The organism is Acidovorax bellezanensis (assembly GCF_025421555.1).
Lineage (GTDB): Bacteria > Pseudomonadota > Gammaproteobacteria > Burkholderiales > Burkholderiaceae_C > Comamonas > Comamonas bellezanensis.
The window spans coordinates 80,105-99,743 of record NZ_JAODYH010000010.1 but is presented as its reverse complement, the minus strand read 5'-3'; the positions used below and the strand labels follow the sequence as shown (position 1 = coordinate 99,743).

Below are 19,639 nucleotides of genomic sequence, written 5' to 3'. Positions count from 1 at the left end.
TCATGACTCCACGCCCTGCCCTCCTTTTGCTGCCGCGCCTCGGCGGCAGCCTCGTGGCCTTGGCGCTCGGCGGCTGCGCCACGCTCAATCCGCCGCCGCCCGTGGACATCCTGCCCACACCGGCGCCCCGGCCCAGTGTCGCCGCCGCCGCGCCTACCGTGCCTTCGGGCGGCCTGTTCCACGCGTCGCGCTACCGGCCGGCCTTCGAAGACCAGCGCGCGCGCCTGGTCGGCGACATGGTGACGGTGCAAATCGTCGAACGCGTCACGGCCACGCAAAAGTCCTCTTCCAGCGTGGACCGCGACAACGAACTCAAGGCCGGCATCACCAGTCTGCCGCTGCTCAAGGGTTCCACCGCCGCGAACATCATCGCCCGCTCCAAGATCGGCGCGGGCAGCACCAACGCCTTTTCCGGCGCTGGCGAGACCGCCAACAGCAACACTTTCACCGGCTCCATCACCACCACCGTGGTCGAGGTGCTGCCCAACGGCCACCTGGTCGTCACGGGTGAAAAGCAGATCGGCGTGAACCACAACGTGGATGTGCTGCGCTTCTCGGGCACCGTCGATCCGCGCAACCTCCAGCCGGGCAGTCTGGTCAGCTCCACCCAGGTGGCGAATGTGCGCGTGGAGTCGCGCGGACGCGGCCAACAGGCCGAAGCCCAGTCAATTGGCTGGTTGTCACGCTTCTTTTTGAACGTTATGCCGTTCTGATTTTTCCGAGAATGGACAGCTATGAAAGCACTGTCCAGGCTCCTAAAATTGCGCCCCGCCCACATCGCGTTCTGGGCGATTGCCACGGGCGCGGCCTGCCTGGCTTTGCCAGCCCAGGCCCTGCGCATCAAAGAGGTTGCCGCCGTCCAAGGCGTACGCAGCAACCAACTCACCGGCTACGGCCTGGTCGTCGGCCTTGATGGCACTGGCGACCAGACCACTCAAATGCCCTATACCAAGCAGGCATTGGCCAACTACCTGCAGCAAATGGGCATCACGCTGCCAGCCACCGGCAACTCCAGCCAGCTGCAGCTCAAGAACGTCGCCGCGGTGATCGTCACCGCCGAGCTGCCGGCCTTTGCCCAGCCCGGCCAGATGATCGACATCAATGTCTCCTCCATGGGCAACGCCAAGTCGCTCAAGGGCGGCACGCTGGTGGCTACCCCTTTGCGCGGTGCCGACGGCGAAATCTACGCGCTGGCCCAGGGCAATATGGTGGTCGGCGGCGCCGGCGCCTCCCAGGGCGGCTCCAAGGTACAGATCAACCATCTGAGCGCCGGGCGCATCCCGCAGGGCGCACAGGTCGAACGCGCCGTGCCGACACCGCTCAACGAAGGCAGCACCATTCAACTGGGCCTGAACGCCACCGATTTCCAGACCGCCGACAAGGTGGTGCGCGCCATCAATCAGAAGCTGGGCCAGGGCACGGCCACGGCACTCGACGGCCGCACCGTCGAAGTCAATGCACCGACCCAGCCCGGCGCGCGCGTGCGCTTCATTGCCCAGCTCGAAGAGCTGCCCATCGAAGCCTCGACGCCCGCGGCCAAGGTGGTGATCAATGCGCGCACCGGCTCCATCGTGCTCAACCAGGCCGTGACGCTGGGCGCCTGCGCCATCGCCCACGGCAACCTGTCCATCACCATCAGCTCCACTCCGGTGATCAGCCAGCCCAATGCGCTGTCGCGGGGCGAGACCGTGGTCGCGGAAAAGACCAGCATCCAGATCCGGCAGGAGCCGGGCAACATCATCCGCGTACCGGCTTCGCCCCAGCTCACCGATGTGGTCCGCGCCCTCAACGCGCTGGGTGCCACGCCCCAGGACCTGCTGGCCATCCTGCAAGCCATCAAGGCCGCCGGCGCCCTCAATGCCGAGCTGGAGGTGATATGAATCTGTCACTCAATTCCACCACTGCCATGGGCAGTTCCAACGCGCTGGCGGCCGACGCCCGCGCGCTCAATTCGCTCAAGTTCGAAGCCGGGCAGAACAATCCCGAAGCCGTGCGCGAGACCGCCAAACAGCTCGAATCGCTGTTCATGCGCGAAATGATCAAGAGCATGCGCGAGGCGACGATGAAGTCCGGCCTGCTCGACGGTGCCCAGGGCGACCTGGGCGCCGACCTGCTGGACCAGCAGCTGTCGGTCTCCATGTCCGGCCAGCCCGGCGGACTGGCCGAAGCCATTGCTCGCCAGCTGTCCAAGAGCATGGGCGGCGCCGCGGCTGAAGGCGATGAAGACAGCGCCATGCCGTCGACGCTGAGCCTGGCCGGCCGCCAGGGCGGCTTCGCGCGCTACGGCGGCTTCATGCCGCCCTCGCGCGCCGTCGCGGCCGCCGGTCCGGTGAGCGCCTATGCCGCCAACGCACCGTCGCCCCAGGGCCTCAACGAATTCGTGCGCTCGCACGCCGGCGCCGCCGAGCGCGTGGCCCAGGCCAGCGGCATTCCCGCGGCCTACATGCTGGGCCAGGCCGGGCACGAGACCGGCTGGGGCAAGAGTGAAATCCGCAATGCCGACGGCAGCAACTCCTTCAACCTGTTCGGCATCAAGGCCGGCAAGGGCTGGACGGGCAAGGTCGCCGAAATCACCACCACCGAATACGTCGCCGGCGAACCACGCAAGGTGGTGGCGAAGTTCCGCGCCTACGACTCGTTCGAGGAGTCGTTTCGCGACTACGCCCAGCTCATCAACAACAGCCCGCGCTATGAACAGGCCCGCGCCCAGACCGGGTCCGCCCAGGCCTATGCGAGCGAACTGCAAAAAGCGGGCTACGCCACCGACCCGCAGTACGCGAACAAGCTCGGCCGCGCCATTGAAAGCACGCAGCGCGTGCGCAGCAATCAAGCCTAATAAAGTGACCAGGACCAGAACATGAGCCTCTTGAATGTAGGATCCGGCGCCTTGATGGCCAACCAGATCGCCTTGCAGACCATCGGCAACAACATTGCCAACGCCAACACCCTGGGCTACTCGCGCCAGGGTGTGACCATGAAGGACAACACTGGCCAGAACATGGGCAGCGGCTACATCGGCAACGGTGTAAGCGTGGCGACCATTCTGCGCAACTACAGCGACCTGCTGAGCCGCCAGTCGACCACGGCCGGGTCCGTGCAGGCCGCCGATGTGGCGCGCGCCTCGTCGCTGGCCAAGCTGCAGGAAGTGTTTGCCGGCGGCGAAAGCGGCCTGGGCGCATCGGTCAACGACATGCTCAATGCGTTCTCGGCCGTGGTCAACGCCCCGTCCGACACGACGGCCCGCAACGTGGTGTTGACGCGCATGAGCGAGCTGTCCTCGCGCTTCAAGTCAGCGTCCGCCAGCCTCGACGAGCAGGACTACAGCAACAAGCAGCAAGTGCAGAACGATGTGACGCTGGTCAACAGCCTGGCCGGACAGATCGCTGCGCTCAACAACCAGATCAGCCGCTCGGTGGCCACCGGGCATACGCCCAACGACCTGCTCGACAAGCGCGATCAGCTGGTGCGCGATATCAACCAGTACGTGCAGACCACCCAGATCGAGGGCGGCGACGGCTCGCTCAATCTGTTCGTCGGCGGCAGCCAGGCGCTGGTGCTGGGTGCCAACGCCTCCCAGCTGTCGGTCAGCGAATCCGCGCAGTTTCCGGGCAGCGGCCAGTTGTCGCTGTACTTCTCCCAGCCCGGCGGCGAGCCGGTGGAACTCACCTCCCGCATGATCGGCGGCGGCGAAATCGCCGGCCTGCTGAAGTTCAACAACGAAGACCTGGTCGAAGGCCGCAACCTGCTGGGCCGCATGGCCCAGGTCATCAGCACGTCGCTCAACGCGCAGCAGCGCCTGGGCCTGACGCTGGACGGCAAGGCCGGCAACCCGCTGTTCTCGCAGATCACCGAGATGCCGGGCTACACCAAGAACCCGAACATCACGGCCTCGGTGAGCTTTGTCGACACCAAATCGACCGCCAACCCCAAGCCGGTGCTCGACGGCTCGGCCTATGTGGCCTCCGACTACCAGGTCATCTTTGGCGACAACGGCGCCGTCAACCTGGTGCGCATGTCCGATGGCCTGACGCGCAGCTTCGCCGATGTGGACGCGCTGGCCGCGGAAACCGTCGACGGCCTGCAGTTCAATGTGTCCCCGGGCGGCGCCAAGAATGACAGCATCCTGTTCAAGCCGTTCAGTACCGCGGCCGACAAGATGCAGGCCCTGGTGCTGTCGCCCAAGGACCTGGCGGTCTCCAATGCCGTCTCGGCCTCCATCAACGCCGACAACGGCGGCTCGCTGCAGCTGGGCGGCCTCAAGGTCACCGGCGCGGGCATTCCCGACGCGACTTCGGCGGGCGTGAAGATCGACTTTGCCGTGGACCCGGCGACATCGGTCATCACCTACACCACCAACACCGGTGCCACCGGCACCTATGTGTCCGGCCAGCCCATCAAGATCGACGGCTGGGAAATCACCTTGACCGGCACGCCGCATGCGGGCGACAGCGTCACCGTGGCGAATTCCCTGAGCCCCGGCCTGGGCGACGCCTGGACGCGCGACGCGGGCAACGCTTCGGCCTTTCTGGAGCTGCGCGATGCCAAGGTGTTCGACGGCGGCACCAGCCTGAGCGACGGTTTTTCCACCCTGATCGCCCAGGTCGGCACGCGCACGCAAAGCGCCAAGCTGGCCGCCGACCTGTCGGGCACCATCGCCAGAAACCTCGAGGCCGATCGCACTTCGGTGTCGGGCGTCAACCTCGACGAAGAAGCCGCCAAGCTGCTGCAGTACCAGCAGGCCTACCAGGCCTCCGCCAAGATGCTGCAGATCGCCCAAAGCATTTTTGACAGCCTGATCGCCACGGTCGCGCGCTGATTCCCCAGGAGTTCACAATGAGCAACAACATCTCCCGCCTTAGTACCGCCAACATGTACGACCGCACGGTGAACAACCTCGCCGAGCGCCAGGCCAAGCTGATCAACGTGATGGAAAGCGCCAGCTCCGGCAAGCGCGTGCTGCGCGCCAGCGACGACCCCGTGGCGGCCGCGCAGGCCGAGCGCGCACGCACGCGCATGACGCGTACGGAAACCGACCAGCGCGCGCTGGACTCGCAAGTCGCCATCATCAAGGACGGCGAATCGACACTGGGCGCTGCGAACACCGCGTTGCAGGAATTCCGCTCCCTGCTGGTGAATGCCGGCAACGCCACCTATACACAGACAGAACGCGATGCACTGGTCGCCCAGCTGACTTCGCTGCGCGATCAAGTCGCAGGCTATGCCAACCGCCAGGACAGCAATGGTCTGCCGCTGTTCCGCAGCCTGGGCAGCGCCGAGCAGCCCTTGCAGGGCGGCAGCTTTCTGGGCCAGTCGGGCCAGACCAGCAGCGGCATCAACAACATCGCCAGCACGCTCGACGGCGTCGCCGCCTTCATGAACGTGCCCACCGGCAACGGCGTGCTGGCCGTGAACATGGGTGCGAACAACACCGGCAAGGCCTGGACCGACATCGGCCAGATCATCGACCCGGCAGCCGCCACGGCCGTGACCGGGCCCATCGACATCAAGTTCACGGTGGCCGCCGACGGCACCACCACCTACAGCGTCGGCGGCGCCGCGGCCCTGCCCTACAAGTCCGGCGACGCGATTACCGTGGCCGGCATGAACCTCAAGATCACCGGCACGCCGGCCGATGGCGACAGCTTCACCGTGGCCCCCAGCGAGCGCAGCGACATTTTCAGCGTGCTCGACAAGGCCATTGGCGTGGTGCGCGATGCGGGCAATCCCGACGGCACGACGGCTTCGGGCGCCTTGGCCCACGGCCTGGCCAAGGGGCTGGCGGAGCTCGACTCCGGCATGAACCGCATGCAGACCGTGCGCGGCTTCGCCGGCGATCTGCTCAACCGAGCCGACACCATTGCGGACAACCTCGGCGCACGTGCACTGCAGCTGGAAACCGACCGATCCACGGCCGAAGATGTCGATATGTTCGCCGCACTGTCCGAGCAGAAGACCCTGCAGACCGGCTACACGGCGGCCCTGCAGTCCTACGCCCAGATCCAGAAGCTGTCGCTGTTCGACTACATCCGTTAAATCCGTTATCTTCTAACGCCATGGTCCAACCCGCACTCAGCTCCCTGACCCTCGGTTACCGCCCCCTGTGGAATGGCACCCGCCAGCTCGCGGGGGTGCAGCTGTACCTGGATTCCGACCCGGCGTTGGACGCCGACGTGCCGCACTTTCTGCGCATCCTGCAGGAGATGTGGACCGACACGGCGCCGCCCCTGCTGCTGTCACCCCAGTCGCACCAGCTGCTCATCTCCTTTCTGACCCATGCGCCCGCGGGCAGCCCCTGGGTGGAAGTGCGCGGCGAGTGGCTGGCCGACTCCTCCATCCATGCCCTGGCCCAGAGCGCTTACAAGCGCGGCCTGAAGATGGTCTGGCGCGGCCAGTTGGGCGATCTGCCCGACGCCGCCACGGCCCAATGGTTTACCAGCAGCCTGCTGAGCCTGACGCCGCACGAATCGCTGGCGCTGCTGCAGCCCGCAAGCCCGACCCTGGCCGGCGCGCTGCTCGACGGCCAGATGTACGAAGACCTGCACAGCCGCGGCCTGCTCGCGCGCTGCCTGGACGAGCACCGTGCGGCCGCCATCGCCGGCTGGCCCACGGAAGACGTGTTGCACAACCTGCGCAGCCGCGCCGCCCTGCCCCGGCGCCAGCAGGTGCTGGCCCTGATGCAGGCCATCGATGCCGACCAGTCGCTGGAAGTCTTCGAAGCCATCCTGGGCCAGGACCCGGTGCTGGCCTACCGCTTCCTGCTCTATACCAACTCCGCCGGACTGGGTCTGCGCTCCAGCGTCGAGTCCCTGCGCCGGGGCCTGGTGATGCTGGGCTATGGCACGCTGCAGCGCTGGCTCAGCGACCAGCTGCCGCACGCCGACACCGAGCCCGACCTGCACCCGGTGCGCACGGCCATGGTCATGCGTGCCCAGCTTACGGAACGGCTGATCGAAGCCGGCCTGGGCCACGAGCTGCAGCGCGAAGTGTATTTGTGCGGCCTGTTCTCGCAGCTCGACCTGCTGCTGGACGAGCCCCTGGCGGGCTGCCTGCGCCGCCTGCCGCTGTCCGAGCGCATCTACCAGGCCATCGTCAGCAAGAACGGCCCTTACGCGCCCAGCCTGGCCCTGGCCGAGGCGCTGGAATTGCCGGATGGCAGCACCATCCGCGCGCTGTGCAAGACCCATGAGCTGGAGCTGGAAACGGTCAACCGCAACCTGCTGCGCATGCTGCGCGATCTGTCGGTTCCGGCAATAAGCCCCCCCTGAGCCGCTTACGCGGCATGGGCCGCCCCGGCTCCCCCCTCTCATCCTACGGTGGAGGGGGGCGACACCATCGCTGCGGGGCGGCCCTTGCTCGGTGCCCCCTTGCTGGGGCACGCCAGTTGCCTGGGCTGCAGTTTGTGCGAGCGCCATGGGGGAAGACTCGCCTGGCACAGCCGGGCGCAGTGCGCAATCCTGGCTTGATCGGGCTAGGCGCGGGCGGCATGCTTGCCTACAGTGGCTGCTGCCCCACCCCAGCCTCCCGCGCCATGCCCATCGTCGAATTCACTGCCTTGCTGGTGCTGGCCGCCGCCATGAGCTTCAGTCCCGGCCCCAACACCACGCTGGCCGCCACCTTGGCCGCCAACCACGGCCTGAGCCGCAGCCTGCGCTTTGTCTGCGCCGTACCTTTTGGCTGGTGCCTGCTGCTGCTGCTCAGCGCCTCGGGCGTCGGCGCCCTGGTGCTGGCACTGCCGGCGCTGCGCTGGGCCATCAAGGCCGTGGGCATTGCCTATCTGCTGTGGCTGGCCGCCCGGCTGAGCCAGGCCGGCCAGCTCGCGCAGGCGCGCGGCGATCTGCTGCCCGTGCAGTTCTGGCAGGGCGTAGGCCTGCAATTCGTGAACATCAAGGCCTGGCTGCTGATGTTCACCATCGTCGCCGGCTGGATCGCCGGCCATCCCGACGCCTGGCAACGGCTGGCCGTGGTCTTGCCGGTGATGGCGGCCTTTGCGCTGGCCAGCAACCTGCTGTATGCCTGCGTCGGCGCGCTGCTGCGCAGTTGGCTGGCCCATGGCAAGCGGCTGCTGTGGTTCAACCGCCTGATGGCCTTGCTGCTGGCATTGACGGCCGCCTGGATGCTTTCCGCCTGAGCGGGCCGCCCATGCACCACAATTGCCATAGCCGCGCCTGTTGCCATTTTTGCGGTCTCGCACGCGACAGCCCCCGCAGGCGACAAAATAGCTCCATTGCTGGTGCGGCAGCGCGGACATTTACGCCCCGCCCGAAGCTTTGCCCCCATCGCCAGCACATGCTCCACAATGGCATGCCCCGATCCTTCTCGCATTTCCGAATGCCGGTTTTAGCAAAGACAGAGAGATAGTTATGACGAATTGGACCCTGGCAGCGCGTGCGGCCAAGATGAATCCTTCTGCAATCCGCGAAATTCTCAAGCTCACCGACAAGCCCGGCATCATCAGCCTGGCCGGCGGCCTGCCTTCGCCCAAGACGTTTCCGCTGGCGGACTTCACCGAAGCCTGCGCCACCGTCATGGCCCGCGACGGCGCGACCGCACTGCAGTACTCGACCAGCGAAGGCTTTGCGCCATTGCGTCAGGCCGTGGCCGATTTCTTGCCCTGGAACGTCCACCCCGACCAGGTGCTGATCACCACCGGCTCGCAACAGGCGCTGGACCTGATCGGCAAGGTGTTCCTCGACAAAGACAGCCGCATGCTGGTGGAAACGCCCACCTACCTGGGCGCGCTGCAGGCCTTCGCCCCGCAGGAACCCATCGCCGTGAGCGTGGCCAGCGACGATGAAGGCATTCTGATCGACGACTTCGTCGCCCAGGCCGGTACGGGCGCCGACAAGGCCCGTCTGGCCTATGTGCTGCCCAACTTCCAGAACCCCACGGGCCGCACCATGAGCGAAGCGCGCCGCGCGGCGCTGGTGGCCAAGGCCGCCGAGCTGGGCATCCCGCTGATCGAGGACAACCCCTACGGCGATCTGTGGTTCGACGAAGAGCCGCCCCTGCCCCTGGCCGCGCGCAATCCCGAAGGCGTGATCTACATGGGTTCGTTCTCCAAGGTGCTGGCCCCGGGCCTGCGCATTGGCTTCCTCGTGGCACCGGCCAGCATTTACCCCAAGTTCCTGCAAGCCAAGCAGGCCGCCGACCTGCACACGCCCGGCTTCAACCAGCGCGTGGTGGCCGAAGTCATCAAGAACGGCTTCCTCGACCGCCATGTGCCGACCATCCGCGCCCTGTACAAGGCCCAGCGCAACACCATGCTGGCCGCACTGGAACGCGAAATGGCCGGTTTGGACGTGCAGTGGACCCGTCCGGTCGGCGGCATGTTCCTCTGGGTCAAGCTGCCCGAAGGCATGGTCGCCCAGAACCTGCTGGCCGCGGCCGTGGAGCGCAACGTGGCTTTCGTGCCCGGCGCGCCGTTCTACGCCGAGCATGCCGATCCGCGCACTCTGCGCCTGTCCTATGTGACGGCGTCCAGCGACGAGATCAACACCGCCATCGCGGCCCTGGCCGACGCCATCCGCACCACCGCCTGATGCCGGCGCCCCGCACACGCGCGTTCGCGCAAGTCGACGTGTTCACCCAGGTGGCGCTGCGGGGCAACCCGGTGGCCGTGGTGCTGGACGCCGAAGGCCTCGACGACATGACCATGCAGGCGTTCGCCCGCTGGACCCAGTTGTCGGAAACCACCTTCGTGCTGCCGCCCAGCGAGACCGCGCGCGCCCAGGGCGCCGATTACCAGCTGCGCATCTTCACGCCCGGCGGCGAGCTGGCCTTTGCCGGCCACCCCACGCTGGGCAGCTGCCACGCCTGGCTGGCCCATGGCGGCCAACCCCAGTCGACGCAGCGCATCGTCCAGGAATGCAAGAAAGGGCTGGTGGCCATAGACACCCAAGGCGCGTCCCTGGCCTTTGCCGCACCCTCCCTCCTGCGCAGCGCGCCCGATCCGGAACTGCTGGCCGCCGTGCTGCAGGCCCTGGACCTGGCGCCCAACCAGCTGCTCGCGGCCGAGCAGCTCGACAACGGAGCCCAATGGCTGGGTCTGCTGCTCGACAGCCCCGACACCGTCCTGGCGCTGGCGCCCGACCATGCACGACTCAAGGCCCTGGGGCAGAAAGTCGGCGTGGCCGCGCTCTACCCGGCGCCCGACAGCTCGCTGCTGGTGCGGCGCTCCAGCCGCGAAGCACGCGCCTTCGCCACGGCGCCCGCGCAAGCCGCAAGGCCCGCGGTGCAGCTGGAAGTGCGCGCCTTCGCGGCCGCGACCGGCATCAACGAAGACCCGGTCACGGGCAGCCTCAACGCCAGCCTGGCGCAATGGCTCACGGCCGAAGGCCGGCTGCAGGCGCCTTACATGGCCAATCAGGGAAGTTGTCTGGGACGTGACGGCTGGATCCACGTCCATGCCGACGACCAGGGGCAGCTCTGGGTTGGCGGCCATACCGTGAGCTGCATTCAAGGCACGGTCCTGCTGTAACCGCTGCCGTCCCGCAAGTGACAAAGGGCGCAAAACCCGTCGCTTGCGTGACTTGCGGCGCTGGGCGGCCTGCCCACAATCCGGCCCATGGGAACCCTTTACCTTGTGCGCCACGGCCAGGCCTCGTTTGGCGCCGACGATTACGACCAGCTCAGTGCGCGCGGCCGCCAACAGGCCCAGCGCCTGGGCGAATACTGGCGCGAGCGCGGGCTGGTATTCGATACCGTGCTGGTCGGCAGTCTGCGCCGCCATGCGCAGACACTGGAAGGCATCAGCGCCGGCCTGCAGGGGCTGGCCGCACCGGTCATCACCCTGCCCGGCCTCAACGAATACGACAGCCATGCGCTGCTCACCGCCATCCACCCGCAGCCCCTGCCCAAACCCGACACGCCCGAACTGTTCCGCCAGCATTTCCGCCTGCTGTGCGATGCGCTGGCGCAATGGATGGCCGGAGTGATCAGTCCCCACGGCATGCCCAGCTGGGACGAGTTTTCGGCCGGCGTGCACGCTGCGCTGGAACGGGTGCGGCATGAGCATGCCGGACAGAACGTGCTGCTGGTGAGCAGCGGCGGCCCGATCTCCACGGCCATAGGCCAGGTACTGGGCTCCACGCCCGAAGCCACGATTGCGCTGAACATGCGCATCCGCAACAGCGCCGTGACCGAGTTCAGCACCAGCCCCAAGCGGCTGATGCTGCAGACCTTCAACGCCTTGAACCACCTCGACAGCGATGCGCACCGCGATTGGGTGACCTACGCTTGAAACGAGGCACCCCCTGAGCGGCTTACGCCGGATGGCCGCCCCCCGCTTCCCCCTCTCAACCTGCGGTGGAGGGGGGCGCCCGGCTAGGGACGGCAGCCTCGGTGCGGGACGGCCCTTCCTCGCTGCCCCTTGCTGGGACACGCCAGTCTCATAGACTGTGGACAAAGCAATCCTCCAGCCGGGTCGCTGCTTTTTTTGAGGTACAAAGTGGCATGACCACCCCTGCCGCCCCACCCTGCGTGACCCTGCACCTGGGCGCGACCCAGGGCTGGCTCGCGCTCTCCGAAGACGAGCGCTACGACCTGCCCCTGGGGCTGCGCACGCTCGCCCAGCACCGCTTCCAGGGCCGCATGCCCGATGCGCTGGCGCTGGAGCAGGGCATAGAGGAGGTCGAAGACGCCATCATGCCCGCCGGACCCTGGCTGCCCCGGCCCGTGCGACTGCAGACCCATGACGCGCTGCTGCACACCATCGCCGGCGTCGCCGCGGCCGAAAACGTGCTCACGCGCGAGGCGGTGGAGCAGCTGTTCGAACGGCTCGCGCGCCAGGCCGAGCGCGCGGGCCCACCCGATGCGCTACTGCCGCAGCAGCCCGAATGGGCCGCGGCCCTGCTGGTGCTGCGCGAATGCATGCACCATTGGCAGGTGCAGGAACTCCACCTCGCGGGTATCAAGCCTTAGTAAGGCCGTGCTTCATCGACGATCGTCGAGTCTGGCAGCGCATGAATTTCCTGCAACAGCTGCGCCAGGCCCTGGGCCGACGCTTGGACCATGGCCCGGCCGCGCTCGGCCGTCGCCGCGGCCGCATTGCCCACCGCGCCCGCCGGGTTGTAATCCTGTATCGCCCAGCCCATCTTGGCGCTGCGGCCGTTGCCCAGCAGCGGGTAGCGCTTGGAACGGTCTTCGGAGGTGGATGCGAAATTGCGCGCGTGCTCCATGCCCACCGTCTGCGGCGCCAGGTGCAGCATCATCGAGGTCTCGACTTCGCCGCCATGGATGCCAAAACGGTGTTCGTGCGCGCAGAACTGCTGGTTGGCCGCTTCACCCGCGAGTCCGAACCAGCTCGTGCTGTAGACCAGCAGACGGTGCTTGATGCGCAGTTCGCGTGCCACGATGTCCATGGCGCTGACCTGGCCGCCATGGCCGTTGAAGATCAGCAGCTTGCGCACGCCGGCGCGCGCCACGCAGGCGCCGATTTCCGTCCACAGCGCGATCAGCGTCGCAGGCTCCAGTGTCAAGGTGCCGGGATAGGCCGTGTGCTCCATGCTCAGGCCGATGTTCTGCGGCGGCAGGCACAGCAACGGCAGGTCATCGGGCAGCAACGGCAGCGCCGCATCGATCACGCCCTGGGCCAGGGTGGCGTCCACCGACAAGGGCAGGTGCGGGCCGTGCTGCTCCACCGCGGCCACCGGCAGCAGGGCCACCGTGCGGGCCGCGAGCCCGTTGGTTTGTGCCGCGGCGAAGTCGCGCGCTGATGCCTGGGCCCACCAGCGCGAAGGCCAGTGGGGTGGGGGTGCGGAAGAAGACTTGGGCATGCCCGCCATGGTAGTGCAGATGCCCGCCACAGCAGACTTCGGCCGGCCAACGCACAATGCGCCATGGCATCCTCCTCGACCCGCGACCTGACCCAAGGACCGATAGGCAAGACCCTGCTGGTCTTTTCCCTGCCCATACTCGCCGGCAACGTGCTGCAGTCGCTCAACGGCTCGGTCAATGCCATCTGGGTCGGCGGCTATCTGGGCGAGGCCGCGCTCACCGCCACGGCGAATGCCAACAACCTGCTGTTCGCGCTGATCGGCCTGGTGTTCGGCGTGGGCATGGCGGCCACCATCCTGGTCGCCCAGTCCATGGGCGCGCACAACCTGCCGCAGGCCAAGCGCGTGATCGGCACCAGCGCCACGCTGTTCGGCGCGGCCTCGATCGCCATTTCCATCCTGGGTTGGCAGTTGTCGGCCCGCATCCTGGACTGGCTGGGCACGCCCACCGAAGCCATGGCCCTGGCCGAGGCCTATCTGCGCGTGATTTTCCTGGCCATTCCGCTGATGTACCTGTTTGCCTTTGTCTCGGCCGTGATGCGCGGCGCGGGCGACACGCGCACGCCGTTTTATTTCCTGCTGCTGGTGGTGGTGCTCGACACCGCGCTCAACCCGCTGTTCATTTTCGGCTGGGGACCGGTGCCGCGCATGGGCATCGGCGGCTCGGCCATGGCCACGCTGGTCGCCAACAGCATCAGCTTCACCGCCATGCTGTGCTGGCTGCGCTGGCGCCGCCACCCCCTGTGGATGGGCGCGGGCGAACTGCAGCTGTTCCTGCCCGACGCGCGCATTCTGCGGGCCTTGATCGTCAAGGGCCTGCCCATGGGCGCGCAGATGGTGATGATTTCCATGGCCATGCTGATGTTGATGGGCATGGTCAACAGCCATGGGGTGGAGCTGTCCTCGGCCTATGGCGCGGCGCTGCAGCTGTGGACCTATGTACAGATGCCGGCCATGGCCATAGGCGCGGCCTGCTCGGCCATGGCCGCGCAGAACGTGGGCGCGCGCCTGTGGGGCCGCGTGGACGCCACGGCCCGCGCCGGCGTGCTGTGCAATGTGCTCATGACAGGCACGCTGATCCTGCTGGCCGTGGTCTGGGACCGGCAGGTGCTGTCGCTGTTCCTGCCCGCGGGCAGCGCCGCGCTGGAAAAGGCCCGCCACCTCAACCACATCGCCATCGGCTCCTTCCTGTTCTTTGGCGTGACCTTCGTGATTTCGGGCGTGGTGCGCTCCACGGGTGCGGTGGTCGCGCCGCTGGTCATCCTGGGCCTGGCCCTGTGGGGCGTGCGCGTGCCCATGGCCCAATGGATGCAGCCGGCCTGGGGAGTGGATGCGATCTGGTGGAGCTTTCCCATCAGTGCCGGCTGCGCCATGCTGATGTCGCTGGCGTATTACCGCTGGGGCGGCTGGCGCCAGGCGCGCATGCTCGAGCCCGCCGAAGACCGCGTGGCCACGCCCGCCGAAGTGGCCGGACTGCCGCCGACCCCGGTATGCGCCCAGCCGCCTACGCCGGACCGGATCGCACCGGCCCAATAAACCCGGCCCGCCCGTGCGCGCTACCATTCCAGGGCACTGACCCTGGCTTGGCCGGCCGGCAGCCCCATCGTTTTCCTGAATCAGTACGGCCGGCGAGGAACCAAACCGCCCTGGCCTGGCTCCTACCTTGCGAACATGATCTACAGCCTCCTCCTTCGTCGCCGCTCCTGGAGCCCTGCCGCCTGGCTGCTCGCTCTGGCCGCCATCCTCCTGTGCTCCCCCAGCTGGGCCCAGATCCAGCTGCGCAGCAGCCTGACCACGGCCGGCGCGGCCGGCCCTGTCGTCACCACCCCGCGCGCGCGCGTCGAACTGGTGGCCCAGGCGCCCGACGGCGTGGCGCCCGGCAAGCCCCTGTGGCTGGGCCTGGCCGTCGCCCACCAGCCCGGCTGGCATACCTACTGGAAGAACCCCGGCGACTCCGGCCTGCCCACGCAGCTGCAGTGGCAGCTGCCAGCCGGCCTGAGCGCCGGCGAGATCGACTGGCCCGTGCCCGAGGGCATTCGCGTCGGCCCGCTGCTCAACTACGGCTACGAAGGCCGGCTGCTGCTGCCCGTGCCCATCACGGTGGCTCCCGACTTCCAGGCCCCGGCCGGCGATGCGCTGACCATACGCCTGCACGCCAGCTGGCTGATCTGCCGCGTGGAATGCATTCCGGAAGAAGGCGACTTCGAGTTGCAATTGCCGGTGCGCAGCGCCACCGCCACGCAGGCCGACGCCTTTGCCGCCGCCCAGGCCCGGCGCCCCACCGACATCGCCGGCCAGAGCACGGCCAGCGTGCAGGGCGAGCGCCTGCAGCTGCGCATTGCCGGCCTGCCCGCCCAGTTGCAAGGCCAGCCCTTGACGCTGTACCCCGAAGCGCCTGAAGTCCTGCAACACGCGGCCATCGAAGGCAGCGACTGGAAACAGGCCTGGGACGGCGCCGTCTGGACCGCCGACTGGCCGCTGTCGACCATGCGCGGCGAAACGCCTGCGCAACTGCCCGTGGTCCTGACGCTGGCAAAGCCATCAGCCGACGGCACCGGCCCGGCCGCCTGGCGCGCCGTGGCCACGGTACAAGGCCGCTGGGACAGCGTGCCCGTGGCCAGCGTCTCGCCGGCGCTCGCGGCCGCGCTGGCCGCCAACGCCGCCAACGCCCAGCCCACGGCTGCGGCGCCGGCCGCCAGCAGCGCCAGCCTCTGGTTCGCCTTGCTCGGCGGTCTGCTCGGCGGCCTGATTCTCAACCTCATGCCCTGCGTGTTCCCGGTGCTGGCCATCAAGATCGTGGGCTTTTCCCGCCACGGCCAGGACCAGCGCGCGCAGCGCCTGAGCGGCCTGGCCTATGGCGCGGGCGTGGTGCTGTCGTTCCTGGCGCTGGGCGGCCTGCTGCTAGCGCTGCGCGCGGCCGGCCAGCAACTGGGCTGGGGCTTTCAGCTGCAGTCGCCAGGCCTGGTCGCCGCCATGGCGGCACTGTTCACCCTGCTGGGGCTGAACCTGACCGGCATGTTCGAATTCGGCCAGATGCTGCCCAGCCGCTGGGCCAACGCCCATGCCCGCCACCCCGTGGGCGAGGCTTTTCTTTCGGGCGTGCTGGCCGTGGCCATTGCCTCGCCCTGCACCGCTCCTTTCATGGGCGCTTCGCTGGGTCTGGCCATCGACATGCCCGCCGCCCAGGCGCTGACGGTGTTTGCCGCCTTGGGCATAGGCATGGCCCTGCCCTTCGTGCTGGCCAGCTGGATTCCCGCCCTGGTGCGCTGGCTGCCGCGCCCTGGCGCCTGGATGGTCACTTTCCGCCGGGCCATGGCTTTCCCCATGTTTGCCACCGTAGCCTGGCTGGTCTGGGTACTGGGCCAGCAAAGCGGCGTCGACGGTGCGGGCGCACTGCTGCTGCTACTGGTCGTCCTCAGCGCCCTGGTCTGGGCCTTCACCCTGGGCGGCAAGACCCGTTGGCTGCTGGGCGGCTTTCTGCTGCTGCTGGCACTGTGGCTGGGCAGCGCTTTCGGCCCCCACATCACGCGTGCGGCGCCCGCGTCTGGCGCAGCGCCCACAGCCAGCGCCGACGGCTGGCAGCCCTGGACGACCGGCCGCGTGGAGGAGCTGACGGCGGCCGGCACCCCGGTGTTCGTCGATTTCACGGCCGCCTGGTGCGTGACCTGCCAGGTCAACAAGCACACTACGCTCAACCGCGACGACGTGCGCGCGGCATTCGCCGAGCGCGGCGTGACCTTGCTGCGCGCCGACTGGACCCGGCGCGACCCGGCCATCACCGCCGCGCTGACGGCCCTGGGGCGCAGCGGCGTGCCGGTGTATGTGCTGTATGCCCCCGGCAAGCCCCCGCTGGTCATGACCGAGTTGCTGTCGCCGTCCGACGTGCTGGCCTCCTTGAAAACCCTGTAAGCGTCAGACTACACCGCAAACCGGGCATGCCGGCCTAGACTGGAGACATGCTGCATACACCTGCAGCGTGCCGCGACGCCCGCAAGGGCATGCCGGCCTTGTCCACCAGGAGGTTTGCCATGACCGCTGCACTGCGCCACCGCCACATTTCTCTGGACTCCAACCAGCTGTGCAAGCCCGCAGCGCAGCGCTGGCGCTACGGACTGCTGGCCCTGCTGGTGGCCTGCCTGGCGATCGCCGGCGCGATCCTGCCCAGGGTCTGGCGCCTGCTCGACATTTTCGACCACCTGCCCAAGATGGCCTGGATGCAGTCCCTGCTCGCCCAGTCGCCCGTCCTGAGCTGGTCGCTGATGCTGGTCTGGGGCACGGCCGTGTCCCTCGCGCTGATCGCCACGCTGGCCCTGCACTGGCATTGGCGGGGCGCGGTCCTGGTCGCCGGGCTCACGCTGTGGGCTGTACTCTGGTACGTGCACATGCCGAACGTGGACCAATGCCACGCGCTGTACGACACGAGCACCGCCTGCAATACCTGGCAGTGGGTATTCAGCCTCAGCCTGGCCCTGGGCACCGCGTTCTACATGTTCGCCATTTTCCTGCTGGGCCTCTTCGCGCTGGGCCTGCTGTTCACCCGCCCTGGCGAGCTGTCTGAAGACACGCCGGAAGAATAACGCTCAGTCCCCGCGCTGACGGCGGTAGCGCGCGGGCAGGTCTTGCATGCGCGCCATCAGCGGCAGGTCGGCGGTCTGGAAATCCGGGTCCCAGGCCGGCGCGCCCAGCACCTTGGCGCCCATGCGCAAATACCCCAGGATCAAGGCCGGTGGCTGCACGCTCACCGCCGCGGCGCTGCCCTGGGCTGGCAAAGGCAGGGCCGTGCGCGGCGTCACCTGCATGTCGGGTTCGGCCAGAAAGCGCGTGCCCAGCTGCTGCCAGATGGCGGCCGCGCCCTCTCCATAGGCCAGGCCCGGGTGGTACATGGGCATGCTCGCGCAGCCCAGCATGGCTTCGAGCCGGTTGCGTTGCATGAACTCGGCCAGCGCACCCCACAGCGCCACGATGGTCGCTCCGTTGCGCCAGTCGGCGTGCACGCAGCTGCGGCCCAGCTCCACCAGGCGCGGACGCCAGGCATCCAGGGGTGCCAGATCGAACTCGTTGTCGGCATACAGCCCGCCCGCGCGCCGGGCTTCGACGGGCGTCAGCAGCCGGTAGGTACCGACCACCATGCCGCTGACCGCATCGCGCACCAGCAGGTGCTCGCAGTAGGCATCGAAATGGTCCATGTCGTGCCCCGGCAGCTCCGTGGGCAGGCGCGCGCCCATTTCCTCCATGAACACCTGGTAGCGCAGGCGCTGGGCCTCGCGTACCTCGTCCAGGTGACGCGCCCACTGCACTTGCAGCCGGGCCGGTGCGACGGCGCTGGGCGAGCGCAGCAAGGCGGGCAGAGGCTGTGGCCGGGCCGGCATCCAGCTGGCGGGCGAAACGACTTGGGGGTTCGAGTCCATACAGTCTCCCTGGCGCGGTACGCATTGAATTGGCGTGATACCGGGATCGGGTGGGCGATGGGTAACCGCATCGCTCCCCTTTTTTCAGCCCCGGCTCACGCTATGCATTGTTCGCCAGCGATGTGACAGCCCCGTGATGAGGCAGTGACAATTCCATGTCTTATCGGGCCAAGCCCTGAATCACCAACGCATTGACGATGTCGATAAAAAACCCGCAGACCAGGGGCACGACGATGAACGCCCGGTGGGCCGCGCCGTGGCTGTGGGTCACGGCCGTCATATTGGCCATGGCCGTGGCCGTGGAGCCCAGCGCGATACCGCCAAACCCCGAAGAGATCACAGCCGCCTCGTAGTCGCGGCCCATGCAGCGAAACACCACCAGGATGGTGAATGCCACGGTGAGCGCCACCTGCAGCACCAGCACCGTCAACACAAAGCCCATCACGCCGCTGAGCATCCACAGCTGCAGGCCCATCAGCGCCATGGTCAGGAACAGTCCCAGGCAAATGTCCGAGATCAGCGCCAGTCCCTGGCGTATGCCCAGCCAGTGGTGGGTATCGCCCGGCCCGCCGACCAGCCAGCGGCCCAGCAGATTGCGCAGCAGCATGCCGGCCATCAGGCAACCGACGAACATCGGCAGCTGCAAGCCCAGCCGGTGGAACAGCGGCGTGACCACTTCGCCCAGCATCAGCGCCATGTTCAGCCACAGCAGGGCACGCAGCACGCCGACGTAATCCAGCGGCGGACTCTTGTGCTCCACCGTCACGCCGACATCCAGTGCGCCGACGCCGCCCACCAGGCTATGGCGGCGCATCAGGTAGCTGGCCACCGGCCCGCCAATGGTGCAGGCGACGATCAGGCCCACCATGTTGCTGGCCATGCCCAGCTCGACGGCATTGGTGATGCCCAGCCGCTCGACAAACTCCGGCCCCCAGGCCAGGGTAGTGCCGATACCGCCCGTCAGCGAGATCGATCCGGTCATCAGGCCCGCGCGCGGATCCAGCCCGAACACGCCGGCCACGCCCATGCCCAGCAGGTTCTGCAGCACGATGAACAGCGAAGCCAGGCCCAGCAGCCACAGCAGGGGCCGCCCGCCCTCGCGCAAGGTGCGCAAGTCCGACTTGAGCCCTATGCCGGCGAAGAAGTACAACAGCAGCATGTCGCGCACGCCGAGGTCGAACTCCAGGCGCAGGCCCAGCACCAGGTAAGCCATGCCCACCACGCAGGCGCACAGAAAGCCTCCGACCATGGCTTCAGGAATGCTGTAGCGGCGCAGCAAGGCCGAGTGCTGGCTCAATTTCTGTCCGATGAAGAACAACAAAATGGCCAGGGTAAAACTTTGAAAAGCCGGTACGGTCATCGTCTCAGGCAAAGTCACGAACACTCCATCTTTCAAGCGCCTCAACGGCAGACCCTGAGCGAAAAAAAGCTGCCATTGTGCATGTTGATAAAAGGGTT

General features: G+C 67.6%; 17 protein-coding genes. 14 read left to right on the top strand and 3 right to left on the bottom strand.

Annotation, left to right across the window (positions count from 1 at the left end):
- Positions 1 to 2: 2 nt before the first annotated feature.
- The 11 genes from N0K08_RS18360 to N0K08_RS18310 all read left to right on the top strand — a co-directional run bounded on the left by N0K08_RS18360 (position 3) and on the right by N0K08_RS18310 (position 11,919).
- Positions 3 to 713, top strand: coding sequence for a flagellar basal body L-ring protein FlgH (locus N0K08_RS18360; RefSeq protein WP_261501841.1), 711 nt, complete (start codon positions 3 to 5; stop codon positions 711 to 713).
- Between the two features lie 21 nt (positions 714 to 734).
- On the top strand, positions 735 to 1,880 hold the full coding sequence (locus tag N0K08_RS18355; RefSeq protein WP_261501840.1) for a flagellar basal body P-ring protein FlgI: 1,146 nt from the start codon (positions 735 to 737) through the stop codon (positions 1,878 to 1,880).
- Positions 1,877 to 2,836 (top strand): flagellar assembly peptidoglycan hydrolase FlgJ, encoded by a 960-nt coding sequence (flgJ, locus tag N0K08_RS18350; protein WP_261501839.1) that lies wholly within the window; start codon positions 1,877 to 1,879, stop codon positions 2,834 to 2,836. The genes N0K08_RS18355 and flgJ overlap by 4 nt, the downstream gene beginning before the upstream one ends.
- Before the next feature lie 21 nt (positions 2,837 to 2,857).
- Complete coding sequence (gene flgK, locus N0K08_RS18345) at positions 2,858 to 4,816, top strand: flagellar hook-associated protein FlgK (protein WP_261501838.1); 1,959 nt, start codon at positions 2,858 to 2,860, stop codon at positions 4,814 to 4,816.
- A 17-nt stretch (positions 4,817 to 4,833) separates the two neighbouring features.
- On the top strand, positions 4,834 to 6,033 hold the full coding sequence (gene flgL, locus N0K08_RS18340; protein WP_261501837.1) for a flagellar hook-associated protein FlgL: 1,200 nt from the start codon (positions 4,834 to 4,836) through the stop codon (positions 6,031 to 6,033).
- A gap of 20 nt (positions 6,034 to 6,053) precedes the next feature.
- Positions 6,054 to 7,265, top strand: a complete 1,212-nt coding sequence (locus N0K08_RS18335) for an HDOD domain-containing protein (protein WP_261501836.1) — start codon at positions 6,054 to 6,056, stop codon at positions 7,263 to 7,265.
- Positions 7,266 to 7,528: 263 nt separating this feature from the next.
- The gene (locus N0K08_RS18330) at positions 7,529 to 8,128 is read left to right on the top strand and encodes a LysE family translocator (RefSeq protein ID WP_261501835.1); all 600 of its coding nucleotides are present in this window, start codon (positions 7,529 to 7,531) and stop codon (positions 8,126 to 8,128) included.
- Between the two features lie 232 nt (positions 8,129 to 8,360).
- Entirely contained in the window at positions 8,361 to 9,539 is a 1,179-nt protein-coding gene (locus tag N0K08_RS18325; protein ID WP_261501834.1) for an aminotransferase-like domain-containing protein, read from the top strand.
- Complete coding sequence (locus N0K08_RS18320; RefSeq protein WP_261501833.1) at positions 9,539 to 10,477, top strand: PhzF family phenazine biosynthesis protein; 939 nt, start codon at positions 9,539 to 9,541, stop codon at positions 10,475 to 10,477. The genes N0K08_RS18325 and N0K08_RS18320 overlap by 1 nt, the downstream gene beginning before the upstream one ends.
- Positions 10,478 to 10,564: 87 nt before the next feature.
- Positions 10,565 to 11,239 (top strand): histidine phosphatase family protein, encoded by a 675-nt coding sequence (locus tag N0K08_RS18315; protein ID WP_261501832.1) that lies wholly within the window; start codon positions 10,565 to 10,567, stop codon positions 11,237 to 11,239.
- Positions 11,240 to 11,451: 212 nt separating this feature from the next.
- On the top strand, positions 11,452 to 11,919 hold the full coding sequence (locus N0K08_RS18310) for a hypothetical protein (RefSeq protein WP_261501831.1): 468 nt from the start codon (positions 11,452 to 11,454) through the stop codon (positions 11,917 to 11,919).
- Here N0K08_RS18310 and N0K08_RS18305 read toward each other — a convergent pair.
- Positions 11,916 to 12,782 (bottom strand): creatininase family protein, encoded by an 867-nt coding sequence (locus N0K08_RS18305; protein ID WP_408642975.1) that lies wholly within the window; start codon positions 12,780 to 12,782, stop codon positions 11,916 to 11,918. The genes N0K08_RS18310 and N0K08_RS18305 overlap by 4 nt on opposite strands.
- 54 nt (positions 12,783 to 12,836) lie before the next feature.
- Here N0K08_RS18305 and N0K08_RS18300 point away from each other — a divergent pair, with 54 nt between their 5' ends.
- From N0K08_RS18300 to N0K08_RS18290, 3 genes are all read left to right on the top strand, one after another.
- Positions 12,837 to 14,309, top strand: coding sequence for an MATE family efflux transporter (locus tag N0K08_RS18300; protein ID WP_261501829.1), 1,473 nt, complete (start codon positions 12,837 to 12,839; stop codon positions 14,307 to 14,309).
- A 135-nt stretch (positions 14,310 to 14,444) separates the two neighbouring features.
- On the top strand, positions 14,445 to 16,682 hold the full coding sequence (locus tag N0K08_RS18295) for a protein-disulfide reductase DsbD family protein (RefSeq protein WP_261501828.1): 2,238 nt from the start codon (positions 14,445 to 14,447) through the stop codon (positions 16,680 to 16,682).
- 119 nt (positions 16,683 to 16,801) lie between these two features.
- Entirely contained in the window at positions 16,802 to 17,350 is a 549-nt protein-coding gene (locus N0K08_RS18290; RefSeq protein ID WP_261501827.1) for a hypothetical protein, read from the top strand.
- 3 nt (positions 17,351 to 17,353) lie between these two features.
- Here the strand turns inward: N0K08_RS18290 and N0K08_RS18285 are convergent, their stop codons facing one another.
- Both N0K08_RS18285 and gltS read right to left on the bottom strand, forming a co-directional pair.
- Entirely contained in the window at positions 17,354 to 18,181 is an 828-nt protein-coding gene (locus N0K08_RS18285; protein WP_408642974.1) for a GNAT family N-acetyltransferase, read from the bottom strand.
- A 160-nt stretch (positions 18,182 to 18,341) separates the two neighbouring features.
- Positions 18,342 to 19,559, bottom strand: a complete 1,218-nt coding sequence (gltS, locus tag N0K08_RS18280) for a sodium/glutamate symporter (RefSeq protein WP_261501826.1) — start codon at positions 19,557 to 19,559, stop codon at positions 18,342 to 18,344.
- Positions 19,560 to 19,639: the final 80 nt, after the last annotated feature.

What these genes read in the sequence shown, in the direction of transcription:
- N0K08_RS18295 (WP_261501828.1), top strand. Translation starts at nt 14,445, where the DNA reads ATGATCTACAGCCTCCTCCTTCGTCGCCGCTCCTGGAGCCCTGCCGCC.
- N0K08_RS18355 (WP_261501840.1), top strand. Translation starts at nt 735, where the DNA reads ATGAAAGCACTGTCCAGGCTCCTAAAATTGCGCCCCGCCCACATCGCG.
- flgK (WP_261501838.1), top strand. Translation starts at nt 2,858, where the DNA reads ATGAGCCTCTTGAATGTAGGATCCGGCGCCTTGATGGCCAACCAGATC.
- N0K08_RS18285 (WP_408642974.1), bottom strand. Translation starts at nt 18,181, where the DNA reads ATGGACTCGAACCCCCAAGTCGTTTCGCCCGCCAGCTGGATGCCGGCC.
- N0K08_RS18360 (WP_261501841.1), top strand. Translation starts at nt 3, where the DNA reads ATGACTCCACGCCCTGCCCTCCTTTTGCTGCCGCGCCTCGGCGGCAGC.
- N0K08_RS18300 (WP_261501829.1), top strand. Translation starts at nt 12,837, where the DNA reads ATGGCATCCTCCTCGACCCGCGACCTGACCCAAGGACCGATAGGCAAG.
- N0K08_RS18305 (WP_408642975.1), bottom strand. Translation starts at nt 12,782, where the DNA reads ATGGCGGGCATGCCCAAGTCTTCTTCCGCACCCCCACCCCACTGGCCT.
- N0K08_RS18315 (WP_261501832.1), top strand. Translation starts at nt 10,565, where the DNA reads ATGGGAACCCTTTACCTTGTGCGCCACGGCCAGGCCTCGTTTGGCGCC.
- N0K08_RS18335 (WP_261501836.1), top strand. Translation starts at nt 6,054, where the DNA reads ATGGTCCAACCCGCACTCAGCTCCCTGACCCTCGGTTACCGCCCCCTG.
- N0K08_RS18310 (WP_261501831.1), top strand. Translation starts at nt 11,452, where the DNA reads ATGACCACCCCTGCCGCCCCACCCTGCGTGACCCTGCACCTGGGCGCG.
- N0K08_RS18330 (WP_261501835.1), top strand. Translation starts at nt 7,529, where the DNA reads ATGCCCATCGTCGAATTCACTGCCTTGCTGGTGCTGGCCGCCGCCATG.
- N0K08_RS18325 (WP_261501834.1), top strand. Translation starts at nt 8,361, where the DNA reads ATGACGAATTGGACCCTGGCAGCGCGTGCGGCCAAGATGAATCCTTCT.
- N0K08_RS18290 (WP_261501827.1), top strand. Translation starts at nt 16,802, where the DNA reads ATGACCGCTGCACTGCGCCACCGCCACATTTCTCTGGACTCCAACCAG.
- flgJ (WP_261501839.1), top strand. Translation starts at nt 1,877, where the DNA reads ATGAATCTGTCACTCAATTCCACCACTGCCATGGGCAGTTCCAACGCG.
- flgL (WP_261501837.1), top strand. Translation starts at nt 4,834, where the DNA reads ATGAGCAACAACATCTCCCGCCTTAGTACCGCCAACATGTACGACCGC.
- N0K08_RS18320 (WP_261501833.1), top strand. Translation starts at nt 9,539, where the DNA reads ATGCCGGCGCCCCGCACACGCGCGTTCGCGCAAGTCGACGTGTTCACC.